This is a genomic window from Clostridium sp. AF37-5, from assembly GCF_003477605.1.
Classification (GTDB): Bacteria; Bacillota; Clostridia; order Lachnospirales; family Lachnospiraceae; genus Eubacterium_F.
The window spans coordinates 14,727-35,846 of sequence record NZ_QUDR01000005.1 but is presented as its reverse complement, the minus strand read 5'-3'; the positions used below and the strand labels follow the sequence as shown (position 1 = coordinate 35,846).

The following is a 21,120-nucleotide window of genomic DNA, read 5'->3' as shown; positions in this document are numbered from 1 at the left end:
TTATGGCAAAAGGAAGATTTGGCATTCACGGTGGACAGTATATACCGGAAACCTTAATGAATGCAGTCATTGAATTGGAAGAAGCATACGAACATTATAAGAAAGATCCGGAATTTATTAAGGAGTTAGATACACTGCTTCATGAATATGTAGGAAGACCGTCAGGGCTTTACTATGCGGCACATATGACCGAGGATTTGGGCGGTGCGAAAATTTATTTAAAGCGTGAGGACTTAAACCATACCGGTTCCCACAAATTGAATAATGCACTGGGTCAGGCCTTGTTAGCAAAAAAGATGGGAAAGACCCGTCTGATTGCGGAAACCGGTGCCGGCCAGCATGGTGTGGCAACAGCGACTGTAGCAGCACTTCTCGGAATGGAATGTGAAGTTTTCATGGGAAAAGTGGATACAGACAGGCAGGCTTTGAATGTATACCGCATGGAATTATTAGGGGCGAAAGTACATGCTGTGACAAGCGGCACACAGACATTAAAAGATGCCGTCAACGAAACACTCAGAGAGTGGACAAAACGCATTGAGGATACCCACTATGTAATTGGGTCCGTTATGGGACCGCATCCATTTCCGATGATGGTGCGCGATTTCCAGAGTGTGATTGGACGCGAGATTAAACAGCAGTTAATGGAAAAAGAGGGACGACTTCCGGATGCCGTGCTTGCCTGTGTAGGTGGCGGAAGTAATGCGATGGGTGCATTTTATGAATTCATTCCGGATGAAAGTGTCCGTTTGATTGGATGTGAGGCTGCGGGACGAGGAATCCATACAGCGGAAACAGCAGCGACAATTGCAACCGGAACAATGGGTGTTTTCCACGGCATGAAATCCTATTTCTGTCAGGATGAATACGGACAGATTGCACCGGTTTACTCGATTTCTGCCGGACTTGATTATCCGGGAATCGGACCGGAACACGCTTATTTGTATGACACAAAAAGAGCAGAATATGTACCGATTACCGATGATGAGGCAGTGGAAGCATTTGAGTATTTATCCCGGATTGAAGGAATTATTCCTGCGATTGAGAGTTCTCATGCCTTGGCTTATGCAAGAAAATTAGCACCGCAGATGGATAAGGATAAAATAATTGTAGTTAATATCTCCGGACGAGGAGACAAAGATGTGGCAGCGATTGCCAGATACAGGGGGATTGAAATCGATGAATAAGATAGAAGACGCATTCAAAAATAAAAAAGCATTTATACCGTTTGTTACGGCAGGGGACCCATCTCTTGATGTTACCCGTGAATTGGTTTTGGCGATGCAGGAAGCTGGCGCTGACTTAATTGAAATCGGAATTCCGTTTTCGGATCCGGTAGCAGAGGGACCGGTCATTCAGGAAGCAGATGACCGTGCCTTATCCGCCGGGGTAACAACGGATAAAATTTTCGATATGGTGGATGGTATCGCAGACAAAATCCATGTGCCTATTGTTTTTATGACATATATTAATCCGATTTATGTATACGGCGTGGAGAAATTTGCAAAACGCGCGAAAGCATGCGGTGCTGCCGGCGTTATTGTACCGGATGTGCCGTTTGAAGAAAAAGAAGAAATCCGTGGCAGTTTTGAAGCAGAAGGACTGGTGGTTATCTCAATGGTGGCACCGACTTCGGCAGACCGTGTGCGGATGATTGCAAAAGAGGCAAAAGGCTTTTTATACTGTGTTTCCTCACTTGGTGTAACCGGTGTCCGAACGGAAATCGGAACAGCAATTGGAGATTTGATTCAAACAGTGAAAGAAGAGTGTTCCATTCCATGTGCGATTGGTTTTGGAATTTCAACACCGGAACAGGCAGAAGCAATGGCAAAGATATCGGATGGAGCAATTGTTGGCAGCGCAATCGTAAAAATTGTAGCTAAATACGGTAAAAACTGCGTTCCTTATGTGAAAGAATATGTGCAGTCTATGAAACAAGCAGTTGAGAGAGCATAAAAGGACACAATAAGGACACTAAAAAATCACTTTTCATACTTCCCATCTTGTGCTATACTGATAAAAGATTATCGTTATCTAAGGAGGAAAGAAAATTGAAGAAGAAATATATTGTAGCAATTTTACTTGGTCTTATGACCTGTATGCTGACCGGATGCTCGACTGACAGTATCCCAAGTTTCCATGCGATGTTATTTGGTGAAGAGGAATATGTATCTCTCGGGTATGACCCGTCGGATTATGTAACTCTTGGCAAATACAAAAACATCGAAGTTGAGAAGAGCGTTTCCGATGGTGATGTTCAGTCCGCACTGGATTCTATGATTGCGGCCGGTGATGAAAAAGAAGTGAAAAGTTCGGATACGCTGGTAAAGAAGAATCAGCTGATTAACTTTGATTATGAAGGAAAAGTGAATGGCAAAGCTTTTGACGGTGGAACGGCTGAGTCACAGTTTTTACGTGTTGGTTCCGGTAAAATGATTGACGGCTTTGAAGATGCCTTAGTTGGTATGAAAGTTGGCGAGAAAAAAGATGCCAAAGTGACTTTCCCGAAAGATTACCGTGAGACATCACTGGCAGGAAAAGAAGCCGTATTTACACTGAAAGTAAATTACATTTACAAAGAAGCAACGGATGCTTTAGTTGCCAAACTGGATTCTACTTATAATACGAAAACCGTGAAAGCTTTTAAAGAGGCAGCAAAGAAAGAATTAGAGAGCCAGAACGAGCAGCAGATGCTTTCAACGGCGATGAGTAAGATTACGAGCGAAGCAAAGATTAGTAAAGTGCCGGATGAACTCATTAAAAAGATTAAGGCAATTCAGTCAAAATCATTGGAGAGTCAGGCAACACAGTCCGGAACGGATGTGAGCACACTTCTTAGCATGTATGGTATGACTGAGGACAGCTACTATGAAAGCATTGCCAAAGAAAGACTTTTGGCTGAAGCGGTAGCACAGGCAGAAGGCTATCGTGTGACAAAGCAGGATTTTGAAGATAAAATTGCAGAAATCTGCAAGAGCAATAATATCACAGAAGCCGATTACCGCAAGAATTTCAAATCGGCAACAAGCGATAATGCTTCTTTGGAAGACTACATTGTTTACATGATGAAATATGAATATTTTTCTGATTTAGTACAAAAAACTTTGGTGAAAAAATAAAACCTTAGAATAACTAAGATTCCCCTTGCATATAGTTTAGCAGAAGGCAGATACGAGTGTGTCTCCAGCAATGCAAGGGGGATTTTTTTATGGACAAATACAATGTCTACCAGGATATGAGCCGGCGTACAGGAGGCGAAATCTATCTGGGAATAGTCGGACCGGTTCGCACCGGTAAATCGACTTTTATCAAACGTTTTATGGAGCTTGTTGTGATTCCGGAAATGTCGGATGACAACGAAAAAGTGAGAACAATTGATGAGCTGCCACAGTCGGCAGACGGAAAAACGATTATGACAACAGAACCGAAATTTATTCCAAAAGAGGCGGCAGTGATTCATTTTTCCAATCAGGAAACCGGGAAAATAAGACTGATTGACTGTGTGGGATATTTGGTTCCGGAAGCCGTTGGTGCCATTGAGGAAGAAAAAGAGCGCATGGTAAAAACACCGTGGTCGGAAGAAGAAATTCCTTTTTCAAAGGCGGCAGAAATTGGCACGAGTAAAGTAATCAGGGAACATTCCAATCTGGGATTGATTATTACAACAGATGGTTCTTTTGGTGATATTCCTGCAGTAAACTTTGAAGAGGCACTGCAGAAAACGGTGATGGAGTGCGAAAAAGCAGGAAAGCCTTTTTTGATTCTTGTAAACACAAGTCGTCCGGATCCGCAGGAAACTATACAGTTTACAAAACGGCTGGAGGCACAGTATGGAAAAACCGTGATGGCGGTAAATTGTAAGACAATGGATAGAGAGGATGTGTTTCGTATCATGGAGCAGCTGTTGGCGGATTTTCCGATTACAAGGCTCAATTTCCTGCTTCCTAAGTGGGTTGAATTTTTGCAGCCGGATAACTGGCTGAAACAGGATTTGATTGAAAAGTGCAGAAATGTCATACAGAAGGTGCATACCATGAAGGATATTCAGGACGATTCCATTCAGATGCAGGCACCTTATATCAAAGACGTGTACATCCGCGATAAACAATTGGAAAATGGTGTTGTCAATCTATCGGTGGATTTTGAAGACCGTTATTATTATGAAATTTTGAGTGAAATGGTGGGAACCAATATAGAGGGAGAATACGATTTGATTTCGCTGTTGAAAGAACTATCAGGCATGAGAAACAATTATGAATCTCTTGCAGTTGCCTGCAATCAGGTAAGGGGAAAAGGATATGGCATTGTACCGCCGGAGGAGAAGGAAATCCAGATTGCTGACCCGGAACTGATTCGTCATGGCAATAAATATGGTGTAAAAATCAAAGCAAGCTGCCCGTCCATGCACATCATTCAGGCAAACATTGAGACGGAGATTGCACCGATTGTCGGCAGCGAAGAACAGGCGAAGGATTTGATTGATTACATCAGTCAGAATGCAAAAGAAAATCCGGATGGCATTTTTGATACTAATATTTTCGGAAAAACAATCCGCCAATTAGTGGATGAAGGAATCCATTCCAAGGTAAACCGCTTGACAGAAGAAAGTCAGGTGAAGTTGCAGGATACCATACAAAAAGTGGTAAACGATTCAAACGGCGGATTAGTCTGCATTATCATATGATAAATTGACAAAGAGCATAAAATCATGGTATTCTTATAAAAGAGAATGATTTGAGGTTCGATGGAAGAATTACATGGGAAGAAGGGGTGTACATGAAACGACAGATTGATGCGGAAATTCAAAAGAAGAATTATGAGAAGGAGTTATTGTTGTGCAAAAAAGCAGGCGGTGATATTGAAAGATATCGCCGTCTTTCTTTTAATGCCCTGCAGTTAGAGCAGATTCGTAAGGGATTGGAGAGTAAAGTTGATGTTGAACTATTTATGGATCCGGCAAAAAGCTGGCTAGAGATGGAACTAATCCGTACGTCCTTAGAGGCTGGAATTGACATTGAAAAATATATCGAGCAGGGATTTAGCTGGCTTCAGTGTCAGGAAATTGTAAAAGGTGTGGAGGAAAAACTGGATGTAAAAAAATATTTGAATGTGCATTTTCTGGCACCACAGATGAAAGAAATCCGCAAGGGATTAGAGCGGGGCATTGTGGTAGATAGTTATTGTGATACTCGTTATGACTGGTACCAGATGCGGGAAATCCGCAAGGGATTAGAAAGTAAAATGGATATTTCCTGTTATGCGGACCCATCCTACAAATATACGACGATGCGTGCAGTGCGTAAAGGCATGGAAGAGGGAATTTTACTGGCACCTTTTGCTAAACAGGGATATGCCGGAAAACTCTTGTTTGAAATTGGACGTGGTATCCGGATGAACCATGACATTACCCCATATTTGAAAGATGGTTATGATGAGGAACAGTTAAAAGAAATTAATGATGCGTTTGAAGCGGGAGTGAATCTGCTTCCATACATACGAAAAAGTTTTCATGGGGTTCAGCTTCATGAAATTATTCTTGGTTTACAGAAGAATCTGAATGTGGCAGTGTATGCAGACCCGGAGTTAAATTGGTTTCAGATGCGGGAAATCCGGTACGGTTTAGAGCAGGGGCTTGATGTAAAAGTCTATGCAAAACCGTGTTTTTCACAAAAACAGATGGAAATTCTTCGCAAAGGATTACTAGAAGGAATTGATGTTACCGAATTTGCCAAAGAATATTTTGAGCCGGAGCAGATGCTTGAGAAAATTGAAAAAAAACGCCAGAGTGAACTTCTATTAGATGATGAAGTGGGTAAATTCCTAAGTGAAACAAAAGCAGAAGTAGTAGAACAAGAGGAGGAAGTACCGGAGAAACAGACAGATGATTATTTGCTGGAATCCTGTGTGTTTGTATCAGAAGATAAGATGCAGGCAAGTATTAATTTTTCGCTTGCAAGTGAAGTATTGAAAGAAGAACTTTCGAAAATGGATGTGGGAGATGTTTTAAAACTTCTCAAACACAAGGATGTCAAGCAGGGAATTTTGCGAGAGTCAATTATTGCGATGCTAAGAGAAAAACAGTTTGATAAAGAAGTTGTTGTAGCCAAAGGAAAAGAGCCGGTTGATGGTGAGGATGCACATTTTTCCTATTATTTTAAAAAAGAAGTGAATCCGAAACCGAAAGTGCTTGCGGATGGAACTGTGGATTACAAAAATATGGAATTATTTGAATTTATTAAAAAAGATACATTGGTTGCGGAATATTTTCCGGCGACGGCGGGGACTTTTGGTTATAATGTAACAGGACAGATGATTAGTCCAAAACCAGGGAAAGAGCTTCCGGCACTTCGTGTGATTGGCGTGCGCGTATCGGAAGATAAAAAGAAATATTATGCGGATATTGATGGAATTATTGAGTGGCACGAGGGTGAAAATAAGTTAGAAATACGAAATTTATATACGGTTCCCGGTAATGTCGATGCCGCAACCGGAAACATTCGTTTTAATGGTGATGTAAATATCATGGGGAATGTGACGTCCGGATTTTCTGTGCAGGCGGCTGGAAACATTGTAATTGACGGACACTGTGAAGCGAGCCAGATTGAAGCCGGTGGCGATGTAATTATCCGAAAGGGCTGTCAGGGAAAGGGGCTTGGAAAGATTATCGCAGGAAAAAGTATTGTGGGCCAGTTTTTTGAGTCGGCAGTTCTGACGGCGGGAAAAGATGTGCAAGCAACATATTTGCTGAACTGCCAATTAAAAGCAAACGGAAAACTTCTGGTGGAAGGAAGAAAAGGTGTGATTATTGGTGGCAAAACCTGTGCAAAATTAGGTGTTTCATGTAATGGAATTGGAAATATAGCAGAAATTGCAACCGTTGTCAGTGTGGGAATTGACAAAGAAGATATGACGGCTTATCAGGAACTACAGAAAAAGATTGAGCAGACACAGGCGGAATTGCAGACGTGTGAAAATGGATTGAATAAATTAATGGCGAAACCGGTGCATGATGAAAAAGTTTCGATGATGATACAGCGGCTGACACGAGCAGTATATACGTTAAAGAGCAGCCGTAAGGAGCTTTTTTCAGAACGGAATGCCCAGATGGAACAGATGACAAAGCAAAAAGAGGCAAGGATTCAGGTGTCCGGGCGGGCTTATCCGGGTACGTTACTGTTTTTGAATGAGGATCCATTTGCAATTAAGGAAATATACAACAATGTGGAATTTGTAAAACATGATAACCGCATTGATACATTGGCTCATTAGGGGGTGAAGATATGATACAGGGAAAAGATATGTTGTTTAGTTATGTGATTTCTGTTATCGAAAATAGAGATTTTTATGCAGAGTATCATTGTGAAAAAGTGCAGCGTTTTACGAGGATTTTGCTTGAAAAAGTGATTCGGTTCTGTCCGGATTATAAAATATCGGAAGAGGATGTGGATACAATCTGCTTTGCGGCAATGTTACATGATGTCGGAAAAACTGTTATTCCGGATCGGATTTTACATAAGGCAGGAAGACTTGATTTTAATGAATTGGAAATTATGAAAAATCACACGAGAAAGGGCAGACAGATTTTTGAGCGTCTGATGAAACTTACAAGAGAAGACAGTGCGGATTATGCACTGTATAAATGTTGTGCAGAGGTTTGTATGTATCATCACGAGCGCTATGATGGTGATGGCTATCCGCTGGGATTAAAGGGAGACGAAATTCCGATTGCAGCTCAGATTGTGGGGGTGGCAGATGCCTATGATGCACTTATCAGTGAGAGAATTTACAAGCCGGCATACAAACCGGAAGAAGCATTTGAAATGATTATTGAAGGTGATTGCGGTGTGTTTAATCCGCGTCTGATTGATTTGTTTTCCATGATGCGTATGGAGTTGGAAGAAGTACATGAGGAAATAATGCGAAAGAAAGGTTGACAGATTACATAGATGTTGCTATAATTCTTAACAAATGTAACAATTTTGTAACAATTACAATTTGTAAAGAAGAAGGTAATAAGATGAAAAAATATGGAAAGAAACTTTTTGCACTTGCATTAGCGAGTGGTTTGATTGTAGGCAGTGTATGTTCCGTGCAGGCTGCCATGGTAGGTTCAGAAGAGCAGGTAGAGGGTGCTACCGTATTGCTGGAGCAGTATTGCAGCAATGTGGCAAATGGTACTGTAGATGTAAAGACATCTGAAGTATTGGTAGCATCGGAGCCAAATGCGACAGCTGTACCGACTGCAGCACCAGCATCAGAGCAGACAGCGGATACAGCAAAGAAAACGGACAAGGATACACATGTAGAACTGAATTTAAATTATTCAAGACTAGGTGTTGCCAATAAAGTGGATACCTATTTGAATGTTAGAAAGAAGCCATCGGAAAGTGGTAAAGTAGTAGGCAAGATGACAAAGAATGCCGGATGTCATGTATACCACATCAAAAAAGGCTGGGCTAAGATTGTTTCCGGTAAGGTAAAAGGCTATGTAAAGGCGTCTTATCTGACAACGGATGAGAAAGCAGAAAAACTGGCGACGAAAGTAGGCCGTGAGTGTGTAGAAATCCAGACAGATTCACTCCGTGTACGTGCCCTTCCATCGACATCTGCTCCGATTTATTCCGTTGTATCGGAAGGCGAGGAGTTCACCATGAAAGAGGGCGAACTAACTTTAGATTATGTGAAAAAGATTGTGAAAAAACAGAAAATATCCAAAGATGCAATTAAGAGAGCCGGCGGATATGAGGCAATGCAGGAACAGTTGAAAGACTTTATCTGCATTTATGTGGATGATGATTATGCATTTGTTGCAAAAGATTTTGTGAAAGAGCAGTATACGCTGAAACGTGCGACAAAGGTAAGCACTGTGAAAGCATCTTCATCAAGCGGTGTATCGTCAAGTCAGGCATCGATTGTGGAATATGCAAAACAGTTCTTAGGTAACCGTTATGTTTGGGGAGGCGCAAGTCTTACAAACGGAACAGACTGTTCTGGATTTACAATGAGTCTGTATGCGAAGTATGGACATTCCCTGCCGCATAACGCTGCAGCACAGGCTGGCTGCACAAGAAAAGTTTCGTCACCAAAACCGGGCGATTTGTTCTTCTACAGCAACGGAAGCCGTATTAACCACGTTGCGATGTATATTGGCGGCGGTATGGTAATTCATGCCAGCAACCCTCGTGATGGTATTAAGATTAGTAATGCTTATTATCGTCATCCGGCTAAAATCGGACGAGTTATGAATTAGTTCTATAAAACAGTAAATGTTAAAAGCACAAAGCAAAGGCGTTCGCGCAGTTGTTTTGTGCTTTTTTGTATAAAGGCAGATATTTTTGACGATACTGTCCCTAAGAGCAACGACTGATTGAAAAGAATGGATGGTGGACAACATGAATCGAAAATATATTGTGATATGCAGTTTTTTTGTGGCGTTTTTTGTATTGTCGTTATTGTGTTACGGAAGTTTTGAGTATGCAAAAAAGCAGGAACAGAAAAAACTGGCGCAGCAAAATGCAGCTCAGACAAGCACCAAGCAGGAGCAGCGGGTTACAAGCGAGACAAAATTAGTGATTGAAAAGTGGGAAGAAGAATCCGAAGAACTGGTAAAAGAAGAAAGAGACATGCCACCGGAGTATGCCGGTCTTACAAGGGAAGAACTGGAAAAGCAGCTGACTGTAGAAATTAAAGATAAGTCATGGGAGGAAGAAAAAGAAGGTCTTGTAAAAATTACACTGGAGTCATTTTCGGAGGATAAAATTGTTATTCGCAAGGTATATAACAAATCGAGTGAGCAGGGATATATTTTACGATTGAAGGATGGCGAAGTGGTTATCTACCGAAAGGACGAGAAAGAACCGTTTGAGAAAACCGGTCTGAAAGAAGAAAATTTATCCAAGCAGGATAAAAAGATACTGCAGGGAGGATACGCCGTGCGGACAGAAAAAGAGCTGTATTCCGTCCTTGAAAACTTTTCCAGTTAAGGTATAATAGAGAAGATAAAAGGAAGAGACGGAGGATGTCATGAAGACACAGTGTGATGTGATTGTTGTAGGAGGGGGAGCTTCTGGTTTATTGTGTGCTGTCATGCTTGCTAGGAAAGGCGTGCAGGTGACAGTTTTAGAAAAGAATCATCGAATTGGTAAAAAACTATCGGCAACCGGAAATGGCAGATGCAATTTTACCAATTTACATATGAATGAGAATTGTTATTATGGGAATTCGAAATTTATTTCTCATCTTTTGACAGAGGTGTCAGCAAAATGCGTGATTGCAGAGTTTGAAAAGTATGGTATTTTGCACCGGGAAAAAGATGGCTATGTTTATCCGCATACGAATCAGGCTGCGACTGTTGTGAATGGGCTGTATCATGCCTGCACACAGTTTGGTGTAACAATTTATGAAGACTGTGAAGTAGAGCAGATTACAAAGAAAAAAGAGTTTCTTGTCCATACATCAAAAGGAGATTTTAATAGTACCTATGTTGTTTTAGCAACCGGAGGAAAAGCAGGGAAAGAGAGCGGAGGAAGTGAAAGCGGTTATTCGCTGGCAGAAAGTTTCCACCATACAGTTACTAAGTTATATCCCGGATTAACCGGTCTTGTATGCGATGGTGTGGTATGGAATAAGACGGCGGGAACGAGGGTTCAGGGAACAATTTCGTTGATGATTGATGGGAAGACAGAGGCTTTTGAAACCGGAGAAATCCAGATTGTAAAAAACGGTGTATCCGGCATCCCGGTTTTTCAAATGTGCCGTATCGCAGCAAAAGCACTGGATGAAAACCGGTTGGTGGAAGGTGTGATTGATTTTGTTCCTTCCCTTTCTAAGGAAGAGGTAAAAAACTGGATTAAGAAACATGGTGTGGATGGTTTACTGCCACAAAAATGGGTGCCACTTTGCAAACGGGCAAAAAATCCGGTGGAATTTGTAAAATTCTTCCGGTTTGTAATCCGTGATACCTTTGGCATGGAGCGTGCACAGGTTACCGCAGGCGGTGTGCCGGTAGAAGAAGTGGTGCAGGATTCCATGGAATCAAAAAAAGAAAAACAGTTGTATCTTTTGGGTGAACTTTTGGATGTGGATGGAATTTGTGGCGGCTATAACCTGCATTTTGCATGGAGTACCGCAATGATAGCAGCAAAACATATTTTGCAGTTGAGGAAGGAGAATGAAAAATAATGCTTCAATTATCTCAGTGTAAATTGTCGTGGCAGGAAGATTCTTTTTCTAAACTGCAAAAAAAGGCAGCTAAACTGCTTGGAATTTCGGTGGAGGATTTTACGCAGTTTACAATTGTAAAACGCAGTCTGGATGCCAGAAAAAAGCCGAATCTTTTTGTATTATATACTGTGAGATTTTTGTGCCGCAGGGAATCGGAAGTTCTGAAAAGAAATCGAAAGAATAAAAATTTAACCATTGCCAAAAAAGAACCTTCTTTGTGGCGACAGATAGAAGAAATTAAAAATCCCGAGCGTGTTGTTGTTGTGGGGGCAGGTCCGGCAGGACTTTTTAGTGCCTACTATCTGAGTCTGTGCGGTTATTCCCCGATTGTCATTGAGCGGGGAGCAAAGATGGAAGAACGCCATGATGATATTTTGAAATTCTGGCAGGAGGGTGTCTTAAAACCGGACTCCAATGTGGCATTTGGCGAGGGAGGTGCCGGTACATTTTCGGATGGAAAATTAAATACCGGAGTGAAAGACAAAACCGGAAGAAAACAGTTTGTTTTACAGAGTTTTGTGAATTTTGGTGCGCCGGAAGAGATTCTGTATGATGCAAAGCCACATATCGGTACGGATGTTTTGCAGACGGTGATTACGAATATGAGACTTGCAATGGAACAAAAGGGCTGTGAATTTTTGTTTCACACGAAAATGATAAAGATTTTAGAAGAAAATGGACGTGTGCGTGGCGTGCTTACACAGAATGGAGAAAAAGAAGAGCCTATTTTGTGTGACCGTGTGATTCTTGCCATCGGACACAGTGCCAGAGATACGTTTGAACTCTTAAAGAAAGAACATATTACGATGTCGCAGAAACCATTTGCCATGGGCGTTCGTGTGCAGCACAGGCAGGAAGATATTGACTGCGCACAGTATGGATTTAATGATGAAAAACTGCCGGCATCGCCGTATAAACTGACGGGAAAGACAACAGATGGAAGAGGTGTCTATTCTTTTTGCATGTGCCCGGGCGGTTATGTAGTAAACGCATCCTCCGAAGAGGGCGGACTTGTCGTGAATGGAATGAGTAATGCTGACAGAGCATCCGGATTTGCAAACAGTGCGATTGTTGTTTCTGTTTCGGAAGAAGATTTTGAAGGAGACGATTGTCTGGCAGGTGTTGCATTGCAGAGAAAGTATGAAAAACTTGCGTATGAACTTGCTGATGGGGAAATTCCGGTACAGCGCTATGAAGATTTTTGTAACAATCAGCCGACGAAAGCACTTGGAAAAGTTGTGCCATGTGTTGAGGGAAAATGGCAGTTTTCAAATATCCGCTTAGCGTTGCCAAATTTTATAATCAATGGTATAATTGACGGAATGGGGCAGTTTGCAGAGAAAATTCATGAATTTGACCATCCGGATACATTGTTGCTTGGTTTGGAATCACGCACCTCATCACCGGTTCGTATTGAAAGAGATGAGGATTTTGAAAGTGTTTCTCTGGCAGGCCTTTATCCCTGCGGGGAGGGCGCCGGATATGCCGGAGGAATTATGTCGGCGGCAATGGATGGATTACGGATTGCAATGAAAATACAGGAAAAAAAGAAAGAGGAATCAAATCATGCGTGAGAATTTAAAGGATAAAAAAAGAATTGTATTCAAAGTGGGTTCTTCCACATTGACGCATAAAGAGACAGGAGCACTTGACCTTGTCAAGATGGAGAAATTTGTGCGGATTCTTACCGATTTACATAATCAGGGCAAAGAAATTGTTGTCGTTTCTTCCGGTGCAATTTTGGTAGGAAGAAAGGCACTTGGCAATATGGAAAGACCGACAGAGCGTTCGGTGAAACAGGCCTGTGCAGCGGTTGGACAGTGCCGCCTGATGACAGTGTATCAAAAACTTTTTTCGGAATACAATCAAAATACCGCACAGATTTTGATGACTAAAATTACGATTGCCAATGATATCAGCAGACACAATGCGCAAAATACATTCCGTGAATTATTAAACTTAGGAGTCATTCCGATTGTGAATGAAAATGATACCGTGGCAACCGATGAGATTGATTTAAGTTTTAGTGATAACGATTTTTTGTCTGCGATTGTGGCGGCAATTATTGGCGCAGATTTGCTTGTTTTATTAAGTGATATTGACGGACTGTATACCGATGACCCGAATAAAAATAAGGATGCCAAATTGATTCCTTATGTAGAGCGGATTACGGATGAAATGTTAGGCATGGCAAAAGGACCGTCGACCGATATGGGAACCGGCGGTATGAGTTCCAAAGTCGGAGCGGCCGGTATTGCAAATGATGCCGGAGCGGATATGGTAATTATCAATGGCGATGACATGGAGCACATCAATCAGCTTCTTGCCGGTGAGGAAATTGGTACATTATTTAAGGCTCATAAGACAACACATTTTCATTTGAAAAATTATTTAGACCGATAGAAAATAGGAGAGACAGAATGAATCAGGAAAAAATTAACCGTATTAATGAATTGTATAAAAAGCAGAAGGCAGGGACAATTACGCCGGAGGAAAAAGACGAGCAGTCCCTTCTGCGTGCAGAGTATCTTGCTGCAATTCGCAATAATCTGCGAAATACATTAGAGCATACCTCGATTCAGGAGCCCGATGGCACCATTCATAAATTGAGAAAAAAGGAAACACATTGATGACAAAAAAAGAAATGCGAAAAAAGATGCTTTCTCTGCGGGATTCTTTATCGGAGAAGGAGCGCAGGGAAAAAAGCAGAGAGATTGCAAAACGACTATTTACATTGGAAGAATTTCAAAAAGCAGAGGTGGTTTTGTCATATCAATCATTCCGTTCAGAAGTGGAAACGACGGAAATGAATCGGAAAATCCGTGAGAGCGGCAAATCTCTTTATCTGCCAAAAACGTATGCGGACAGAAAAGAGATGGCATTTTACCGGGTATATTCGGATGCGGATTTAATACCGGGCTATCAGGGGATTTTGGAGCCGCAGGAAAAAGAGCCCTTTACAGAAAAACTTGCGTCTTTGAAACCGGAGAAAGTTCTGATGTTGATGCCGGGGGCTGCCTTTGATGATAAGGGAAACCGCATTGGCTATGGGGGCGGTTATTATGACCGCTTTTTAACTCAGATGGGGGGATATATTGGAAGCCGTTTTATGCTGGCATTTGAAATGCAGCGGGTGAAAGAAATTGATGCAGAAGCATGTGATATTCGGGTAAACCGGATTTTGACAGACAGGAGGTAAATCATGGAATCAGCTGAAAAGATGTTAAAAGAGCTTGGAGTGCGGGCAAAAAAAGCGTCCCGTGAGTTAAATAGACTTGGTGTAAAGAGAAAAAATGAGGGGCTCGAAGCGGTAGCGAAAGCACTTATTTTACATCAGGATAAAATCCTTGCTGCAAACGAGAAAGATGTGAAAAAGGCAAAAGAGAATCAGATGAAGGAATCGTTAGTGGACAGACTTTCTTTGACAGAAGAGAGAATCGAGGCAATGGCAGAGGGACTTACCCAGATTGTGGCACTCGAAGACCCGGTTGGCGAGGTGTCGGAGATGAAGACATCACCGCTTGGTATGCAGATTGGACAAAAGAGGGTGCCTCTTGGTGTGATTGGTATTATTTATGAATCCAGACCAAATGTAACAGCGGATGCGTTTGGGCTTTGTTTTAAAACAGGAAATGCTGTCATTCTGCGGGGAGGAAGTGATGCCCTAAATTCAAATCTTGCGATTACAAAAGTGATTGCAGAGGCACTTTCTGCGTGTAATTTGCCGGCAGACAGTATTCAACTTTTGACGGATACTTCCCATGAGACAGCAGAGAAGTTTATGCGTCTGAATGAGTACATTGATGTGCTGATTCCAAGAGGCGGTGCAGGACTTATTAAGACGGTTGTGGAAAAAAGTACCGTACCGGTCATTGAAACCGGAACCGGAAATTGTCATGTGTATGTCGATGAGAGTGCAGACATTGATATGGCAGTAAATATTATTGAAAATGCAAAGACGCAGCGTTATGGTGTGTGTAATGCCTGTGAATCGCTGGTTATACATAAAAAAATTGCAAAGGACGTATTGCCAAAAATTGCTGACCGTTTAGCAGAACATGGTGTGGAAATGCGTGGTGATGAATACTCGATGCAGTGTGATCGTAGAATTATTAAAGCGTCAGAAGAAGATTATGGAACCGAATATCTGGATGCCATTATTTCCATCAAAACGGTAGGTTCCCTGGGGGAAGCGATTGAGCACATCAATCACTATAATACCGGACATTCGGAAGCAATTGTCACATCCGACTATCACAATGCGATGACATTTTTGAATGATGTAGACGCAGCGGCGGTTTATGTCAATGCCTCGACAAGATTTACCGATGGTTTTGAGTTTGGCTTTGGTGCGGAAATCGGAATCAGCACCCAGAAACTCCATGCGAGGGGACCAATGGGACTTAAGGCACTGACAACGACTAAATATATTATTTTAGGAGATGGACAAATCAGGCAGTAAAAAAATGAGTTTTTGAGGTGACGTATGAAGATGATAGGAAATGGCTTGCGGTTAATTCGTGTTTTTTTTCGACTTGTTTTTGAAATGATACGGAATTATAAGAAGTTGAATAATGACCCGGACCACAATTTCCTAATATGCAAAGAAATTTGTCAAAAGATTGTAGAATCTGCCAAAATTCAATTAGAGATTGTTCAAAAAGAGGCACTTCCAAAATTGGAAAACTTTTTGCTCGTGTCAAACCATCGTTGTTTTTTTGATGTGGTTTTTCTACTGGCAGCAATTGAAGATACGATTAGTTTTGTGGCGGCGAAAGAACTTTGGCATTATCCAATTTTATCCCGTTATTTGGATTCGATTGGTTGTGTGGCGCTCGAACGGGGAGCAAAAAAACCGGAAACGATAAAAAACAATATTGTTTCCATGCATCAGGCACTTGCCAAGGGAAATCTGGTCTTATTTCCGGAGGGAGAATGCAGCTATTATGATGAGCAGATGCATAAGTTCCGAAAGGGTGGTTTTATCGGGCTGGATGCAAAGCAGCCAATCGTTCCGGTTTATATGAAACCGGAACGACTCTCAAGTATTGGAAGATGGATTGTCCCAAAGGGGAGAGTGGCTGTTTTTATCGGCTCGTTCTTTACACCGTCCGAGGTTGAAAAAGGAACCCCGACAGCCGCCAAAATTGCAGATATGGCAAGAGACGAAATTCTTGCGCTCAGGCAAATGTCAGAAGGTTGACATTTTACTATAAAAAACTTATAATTGTGCTATTGAAGACACATTTAGGAGGCTAGTGGCGTGAAACCATATGGATTGAATGAATTAAGAAAAAAATATTTAGAATTCTTTGAAAGTAAAGGACATTTGGCGTTGCCAAGTTTTTCACTTGTGCCGGAGAATGACAAAAGTTTGTTGTTAATTAACGCCGGCATGGCACCGCTGAAACCATATTTTACCGGACAGGAGATTCCTCCGAGAACACGTGTGACAACTTGTCAGAAGTGTATCCGTACCGGAGATATTGAAAATGTAGGAAAGACGGCTAGACATGGTACTTTTTTTGAAATGCTTGGTAACTTCTCCTTTGGTGATTATTTCAAGCATGAAGCGATTGCCTGGTCATGGGAATTTTTGACGAAGGTTTTGGAAATCCCGGAAGACCGTCTGTATCCGTCTGTATATTTAGAAGATGATGAGGCGTTTGATATCTGGAATAAGGAAATTGGTGTGGCAAAAGACCGTATTTTCCGTTTTGGAAAAGAAGATAATTTCTGGGAGCATGGAGCCGGTCCTTGTGGTCCTTGTTCTGAGATTTATTACGACCGTGGAGAAAAATACGGCTGTGGAAAGCCCGGTTGTACGGTTGGCTGTGAGTGTGACCGCTACATCGAGATTTGGAATAATGTATTTACTCAGTTTGAAAATGACGGGGAAGGCCACTACACAGAATTGGAAAATAAAAACATTGATACCGGTATGGGATTAGAGCGTCTGGCTACGGTAATGCAGGATGTAGACTCGATTTTTGATGTCGATACCATAAAAGCAATCCGTGATAAGATTTGTGAGTTTGCTGGTGTATCTTATGGAGAGGAATACAAGACAGATGTTTCCATTCGTGTTATTACCGACCATATTCGTTCTGTAACCTTTATGGTTTCCGATGGTATTACGCCATCTAATGAGGGACGCGGCTATGTGCTTCGAAGACTTCTCCGCCGTGCCGCACGTCATGGAAGACTGCTTGGTATTCAGGGCGAGTTTCTTGCTAAATTAAGCGAGACAGTGATGGCAGAGTCTCACACAGGATATCCGGAATTGTTAGACCGTAAAGATTATATTATTAAGTTAATTACCGTGGAAGAACAGAACTTTAATAAGACCATCGATCAGGGACTCGCTATTTTGAATACGATGATGGAAGATTTGCAAAAGAGCGGTGAAAAAGTTCTTTCCGGTGAAAATACATTTAAGCTGTATGATACTTATGGTTTCCCAATTGATTTGACGATTGAGATTTTAGAGGAAAAAGGATTTTCTGTTGATGAAGATGGGTTCAAGAAAGCGATGGAGAACCAGCGTCAGACAGCACGTGATGCCAGAGAGACAACCAATTACATGGGAAAAGATGTTACGATTTATCAGTCCATTGATGCTTCTGTCGAAAGTAAATTTGTCGGCTATGATCGTTTGACACATGAGTCGAAGGTTACAGTTTTGACAACCCAAGATGCCATTGTTGATGAGCTGAAAGAAGGCGAAGAGGGAACGATTCTTGTAGAAGAGACCCCGATGTATGCAACGATGGGTGGTCAGGTAGCAGATGCCGGTGTGATTGAAGGAGCAGATGGTACATTTGTTGTTGAAGATGTCATCAAACTTCAGGGAACGAAGATTGGACATGTTGGACGTGTGACAAAAGGTGTTATCAAAAAAGGTGAAACCGTAAAACTTACGGTGGATGAAGAACAGAGAAATCTGACAGCAAACAACCACAGTGCGACCCATTTGATGCAGCAGGCATTGCGTGAGGTGCTTGGCAGCCATGTAGAGCAGAAAGGTTCGTTAGTGGACAAGGATAAGCTTCGTTTTGATTTTACGCATTTCTCGCCAATGACGGAGGAGGAAATTGCAAAAGTAGAAGAAATTGTAAATCGTGAAATTGCGGCAGGACTTGATGTTGTGACAAATGAAATGTCAATAGAAGATGCGAAGAAGACCGGTGCTATGGCTCTGTTTGGTGAAAAATATGGCGAGGTTGTCCGCGTTGTTCAGATGGGAACATTTAGTTCTGAACTTTGTGGTGGTACTCATGTAAGTAACACCAGAAATATTTCTGCTTTCAAGATTATTTCAGAAAGCGGTGTTGCAGCAGGTGTACGTCGAATTGAAGCACTGACAGGAAAAGCTCTTTTTGAGTATTACAATACGATGGAGAGTGAACTGCAAAAGGCAGCAAAACTTTTGAAAGCAGTGCCGTTAGAGGTAAGTGCAAAAATAGTTTCATTGCAGGATGAAGTAAAACAACTTCAGAAAGAAAATGATAAATTAAAAGCAAAACTTGCGAAAGAAGCCGCAGGAGACTTGTTGTCCGAGGCCAAAGAAGTAGATGGAATCCATATTCTGACAAAGCAGCTTACGGATGTTGATATGAACGGCATGCGTGATTTGGGCGATGAGGCAAAACAGAAGCTTGGTGAGGCATTTATTGTATTTGCAAGCCAGATTGGGGAAAAAGTGAATTTAATTGCCATGGCAACTGATGGTGCGATGAAAAAGGGTGCCCATGCTGGCAATTTAATTAAAGAAGTTGCATCCATTGTAGGCGGTGGCGGTGGTGGCCGTCCGAATATGGCACAGGCTGGTGGAAAGTTACCGGAAAAGATTCCGGAAGCACTTGCGTGTGCAAAAACTGTAATGGAAAAACAGATTATTAAATAATATGGAGGAATTGAGCATGGAAAAGGCAAGCAGAAAAAAGGTAGGTTTCTTTAACAAAATCGGTTTTAAAATGGTACTAATTATTGCTTTGGCAGGAGCAGTAATTTCAGCTGTTACAATGTTAATGATTGTTCCACGCAGCACCAAACAGATTGAAATTTTGACAAAGAATGAGATGACAAATTTGGCACAAGCGTATTCAACAGATTTAAATGACAAGTTGATGGAAAAACGTGTCTTATCTTATGATGGTTATGCTAATATTTTAAGAAATGTTAAAATTTCCGGGTTAGATACTTCTTATGCGTATCTGGTTGATAAAGAAGGCATTATGCGTTTTCACCCAACGGAATCAAAGGTTGGTAAGTCAGTAGAAAATGCTGTTGTAAAAGACGCAGTAAGCCGCATGAAAAAGGGGGAGAAAGTCACAAACGATTTTGTGATGTATGAATTTAAGGGCGAAACGAAATATGCTGCATATCATGTACTTAATGACAAAAGTATTTTGGTTATCACAGCAGACAAGGGAGATGTGATGTCAGTTGCAAATTCCATGTGGGTACGTGGAATTTCAGTTGCTGGCATTGGAATTATCTTAAGTGTTTTAGTTGGTTTATTTGCAGTTGTTTTGATTGTTCGTCCGCTGGTAAGGCTTACGGATGTTATTGATGAGACGGCTAGACTGGATTTTACAAATGATGATAAAGTGAAGAAGATTGCACTTCGCCGTGATGAAGTTGGTTTGATGGGTAAATCCGTGGCTGATATGAGAGAAAGTCTTCGACAGAGTATTGTGAATTTGAAGGATTCCAGTCAGAAGATTTGCGAAGAAGTAAGTAAAGTAAATGATGTCAGTGAACAGATTCGTGAGCAGTGTATGGATAACTCTGCAACTACGGAGCAGTTAGCAGCCGGCATGCAGGAAACTTCTGCAACGATGGGAACAATTACACAGAACATCGGAGACATGCGACAAGGTGCATCCGATATCGCAAAGCTTTCCAAAGATGGTGTGAGACTTTCCGATGAGATTTCGGAGAGAGCAACCGCACTTGGTGAGTCTGCAAATTCAGCGATGGATCGTGCTGGTTCTATGTACGATACAATTAAGACACAGGTAGAAAAAGCAGTAAGTGCTGCAGATTGTGTAAAACAGATTAATGAGATGACGGAATCCATTATGCAGATTTCTTCTCAGACAAGCCTTTTGGCATTGAATGCTTCAATTGAGGCAGCCCGTGCCGGTGAGGCAGGAAAAGGATTTGCTGTCGTTGCTTCGGAAATCAGTAAACTTGCGAACGAGACATCAGATTCGGTAACAAGCATTAATGAGATTGTACTTGAAGTAAACTCTTCTGTGGATGAAATGGTTCAGAGTATGGAGGGAACAACGAAGTTCTTAGACGAAGTGGTATTAAAAGATTATGACCAGTTCAGAGCTATCAGCAACCAGTATAATAATGATGCAGATGTTGTAAAGACAAGCATGGAAAATGTAGAGCATGCTATTCTTTCACTTACCGATTCGATTGGTGTGATTGCTGACGCAATTACCGGTATTAACACAACGATTGACGAAGCAACCGTTGGTGTGACAGATATTGCAGAAAAGACCGGAAGTGTCGTAACTGAGGCAGCACAGAATGCAGAACTTGTTGATACCTGTATGGATTCTGTAGAGCAGCTTGAGAAGATTGCTGATAAGTTTACTTTGTAAAATAACAAAAAGCGGTTAGTCATTAACTAAATAAAACAACAAAAAAGAGGGTTCCTTTGTGAGAGACGGGATAACGCTTTGCGTTATAGTCTCCACAAAGGAACCCTCTTTTTTGTTGTTTTATGCTTAGTTCGTATGAAACAGCTTTTGTTTGTTTACAGAGTAAACTTGCCATTATGCGATACCCTCAAGTAACTAAGTGATTCTGTTTGTAAGAATGTATTCGATGCTAATCTATTTGGTTTCCGGTAATTAAAAAAGAAAAGATTTGCGA

General features: G+C 41.6%; 17 protein-coding genes. All 17 read left to right on the top strand.

Annotated features, from left to right (window positions below; all coding sequences use genetic code 11):
* Nucleotides 1-2 precede the first annotated feature (2 nt).
* A complete protein-coding gene (gene trpB, locus DW019_RS04630) occupies nt 3-1,187 on the top strand; it encodes a tryptophan synthase subunit beta (RefSeq protein ID WP_118442674.1) in 1,185 nt (394 codons plus the stop codon).
* A complete protein-coding gene (trpA, locus tag DW019_RS04625; RefSeq protein WP_118442673.1) occupies nt 1,180-1,956 on the top strand; it encodes a tryptophan synthase subunit alpha in 777 nt (258 codons plus the stop codon). The genes trpB and trpA overlap by 8 nt, the downstream gene beginning before the upstream one ends.
* A 95-nt stretch (nt 1,957-2,051) precedes the next feature.
* Complete coding sequence (locus tag DW019_RS04620; protein ID WP_118442672.1) at nt 2,052-3,119, top strand: FKBP-type peptidyl-prolyl cis-trans isomerase; 1,068 nt, start codon at nt 2,052-2,054, stop codon at nt 3,117-3,119.
* A gap of 89 nt (nt 3,120-3,208) precedes the next feature.
* A complete protein-coding gene (gene spoIVA, locus DW019_RS04615; RefSeq protein ID WP_118442671.1) occupies nt 3,209-4,684 on the top strand; it encodes a stage IV sporulation protein A in 1,476 nt (491 codons plus the stop codon).
* A 92-nt stretch (nt 4,685-4,776) separates the two neighbouring features.
* The gene (locus DW019_RS04610) at nt 4,777-7,269 is read left to right on the top strand and encodes a FapA family protein (RefSeq protein WP_118442670.1); all 2,493 of its coding nucleotides are present in this window, start codon (nt 4,777-4,779) and stop codon (nt 7,267-7,269) included.
* 11 nt (nt 7,270-7,280) lie between these two features.
* On the top strand, nt 7,281-7,934 hold the full coding sequence (locus DW019_RS04605; protein ID WP_022375845.1) for an HD domain-containing phosphohydrolase: 654 nt from the start codon (nt 7,281-7,283) through the stop codon (nt 7,932-7,934).
* A gap of 83 nt (nt 7,935-8,017) precedes the next feature.
* Nucleotides 8,018-9,250, top strand: coding sequence for an SH3 domain-containing C40 family peptidase (locus DW019_RS04600; protein ID WP_147353007.1), 1,233 nt, complete (start codon nt 8,018-8,020; stop codon nt 9,248-9,250).
* A gap of 142 nt (nt 9,251-9,392) precedes the next feature.
* Nucleotides 9,393-9,983 carry a hypothetical protein gene (locus tag DW019_RS04595; protein ID WP_118442668.1) on the top strand — a complete coding sequence of 197 codons (591 nt, stop codon included), beginning with the start codon at nt 9,393-9,395 and terminating at the stop codon, nt 9,981-9,983.
* A 40-nt stretch (nt 9,984-10,023) separates the two neighbouring features.
* Nucleotides 10,024-11,181 carry an aminoacetone oxidase family FAD-binding enzyme gene (locus DW019_RS04590; protein WP_118442667.1) on the top strand — a complete coding sequence of 386 codons (1,158 nt, stop codon included), beginning with the start codon at nt 10,024-10,026 and terminating at the stop codon, nt 11,179-11,181.
* The gene (locus DW019_RS04585) at nt 11,181-12,797 is read left to right on the top strand and encodes an FAD-dependent protein (RefSeq protein WP_118442666.1); all 1,617 of its coding nucleotides are present in this window, start codon (nt 11,181-11,183) and stop codon (nt 12,795-12,797) included. Before DW019_RS04590 ends, DW019_RS04585 begins: the two co-directional genes overlap by 1 nt.
* A complete protein-coding gene (gene proB / locus DW019_RS04580) occupies nt 12,790-13,626 on the top strand; it encodes a glutamate 5-kinase (RefSeq protein WP_022375840.1) in 837 nt (278 codons plus the stop codon). The genes DW019_RS04585 and proB overlap by 8 nt, the downstream gene beginning before the upstream one ends.
* A gap of 17 nt (nt 13,627-13,643) precedes the next feature.
* Complete coding sequence (locus tag DW019_RS04575; RefSeq protein WP_022375839.1) at nt 13,644-13,853, top strand: DUF896 domain-containing protein; 210 nt, start codon at nt 13,644-13,646, stop codon at nt 13,851-13,853.
* Nucleotides 13,853-14,422, top strand: a complete 570-nt coding sequence (locus tag DW019_RS04570; protein ID WP_118442665.1) for a 5-formyltetrahydrofolate cyclo-ligase — start codon at nt 13,853-13,855, stop codon at nt 14,420-14,422. The genes DW019_RS04575 and DW019_RS04570 overlap by 1 nt, the downstream gene beginning before the upstream one ends.
* 3 nt (nt 14,423-14,425) lie before the next feature.
* Nucleotides 14,426-15,685, top strand: coding sequence for a glutamate-5-semialdehyde dehydrogenase (locus DW019_RS04565; RefSeq protein WP_117478012.1), 1,260 nt, complete (start codon nt 14,426-14,428; stop codon nt 15,683-15,685).
* Nucleotides 15,686-15,709: 24 nt separating this feature from the next.
* The gene (locus DW019_RS04560) at nt 15,710-16,426 is read left to right on the top strand and encodes a lysophospholipid acyltransferase family protein (protein ID WP_118442664.1); all 717 of its coding nucleotides are present in this window, start codon (nt 15,710-15,712) and stop codon (nt 16,424-16,426) included.
* Nucleotides 16,427-16,486: 60 nt separating this feature from the next.
* Entirely contained in the window at nt 16,487-19,129 is a 2,643-nt protein-coding gene (gene alaS / locus DW019_RS04555; protein ID WP_118442663.1) for an alanine--tRNA ligase, read from the top strand.
* Between the two features lie 16 nt (nt 19,130-19,145).
* The gene (locus tag DW019_RS04550; protein WP_182431044.1) at nt 19,146-20,846 is read left to right on the top strand and encodes a methyl-accepting chemotaxis protein; all 1,701 of its coding nucleotides are present in this window, start codon (nt 19,146-19,148) and stop codon (nt 20,844-20,846) included.
* Nucleotides 20,847-21,120: the final 274 nt, after the last annotated feature.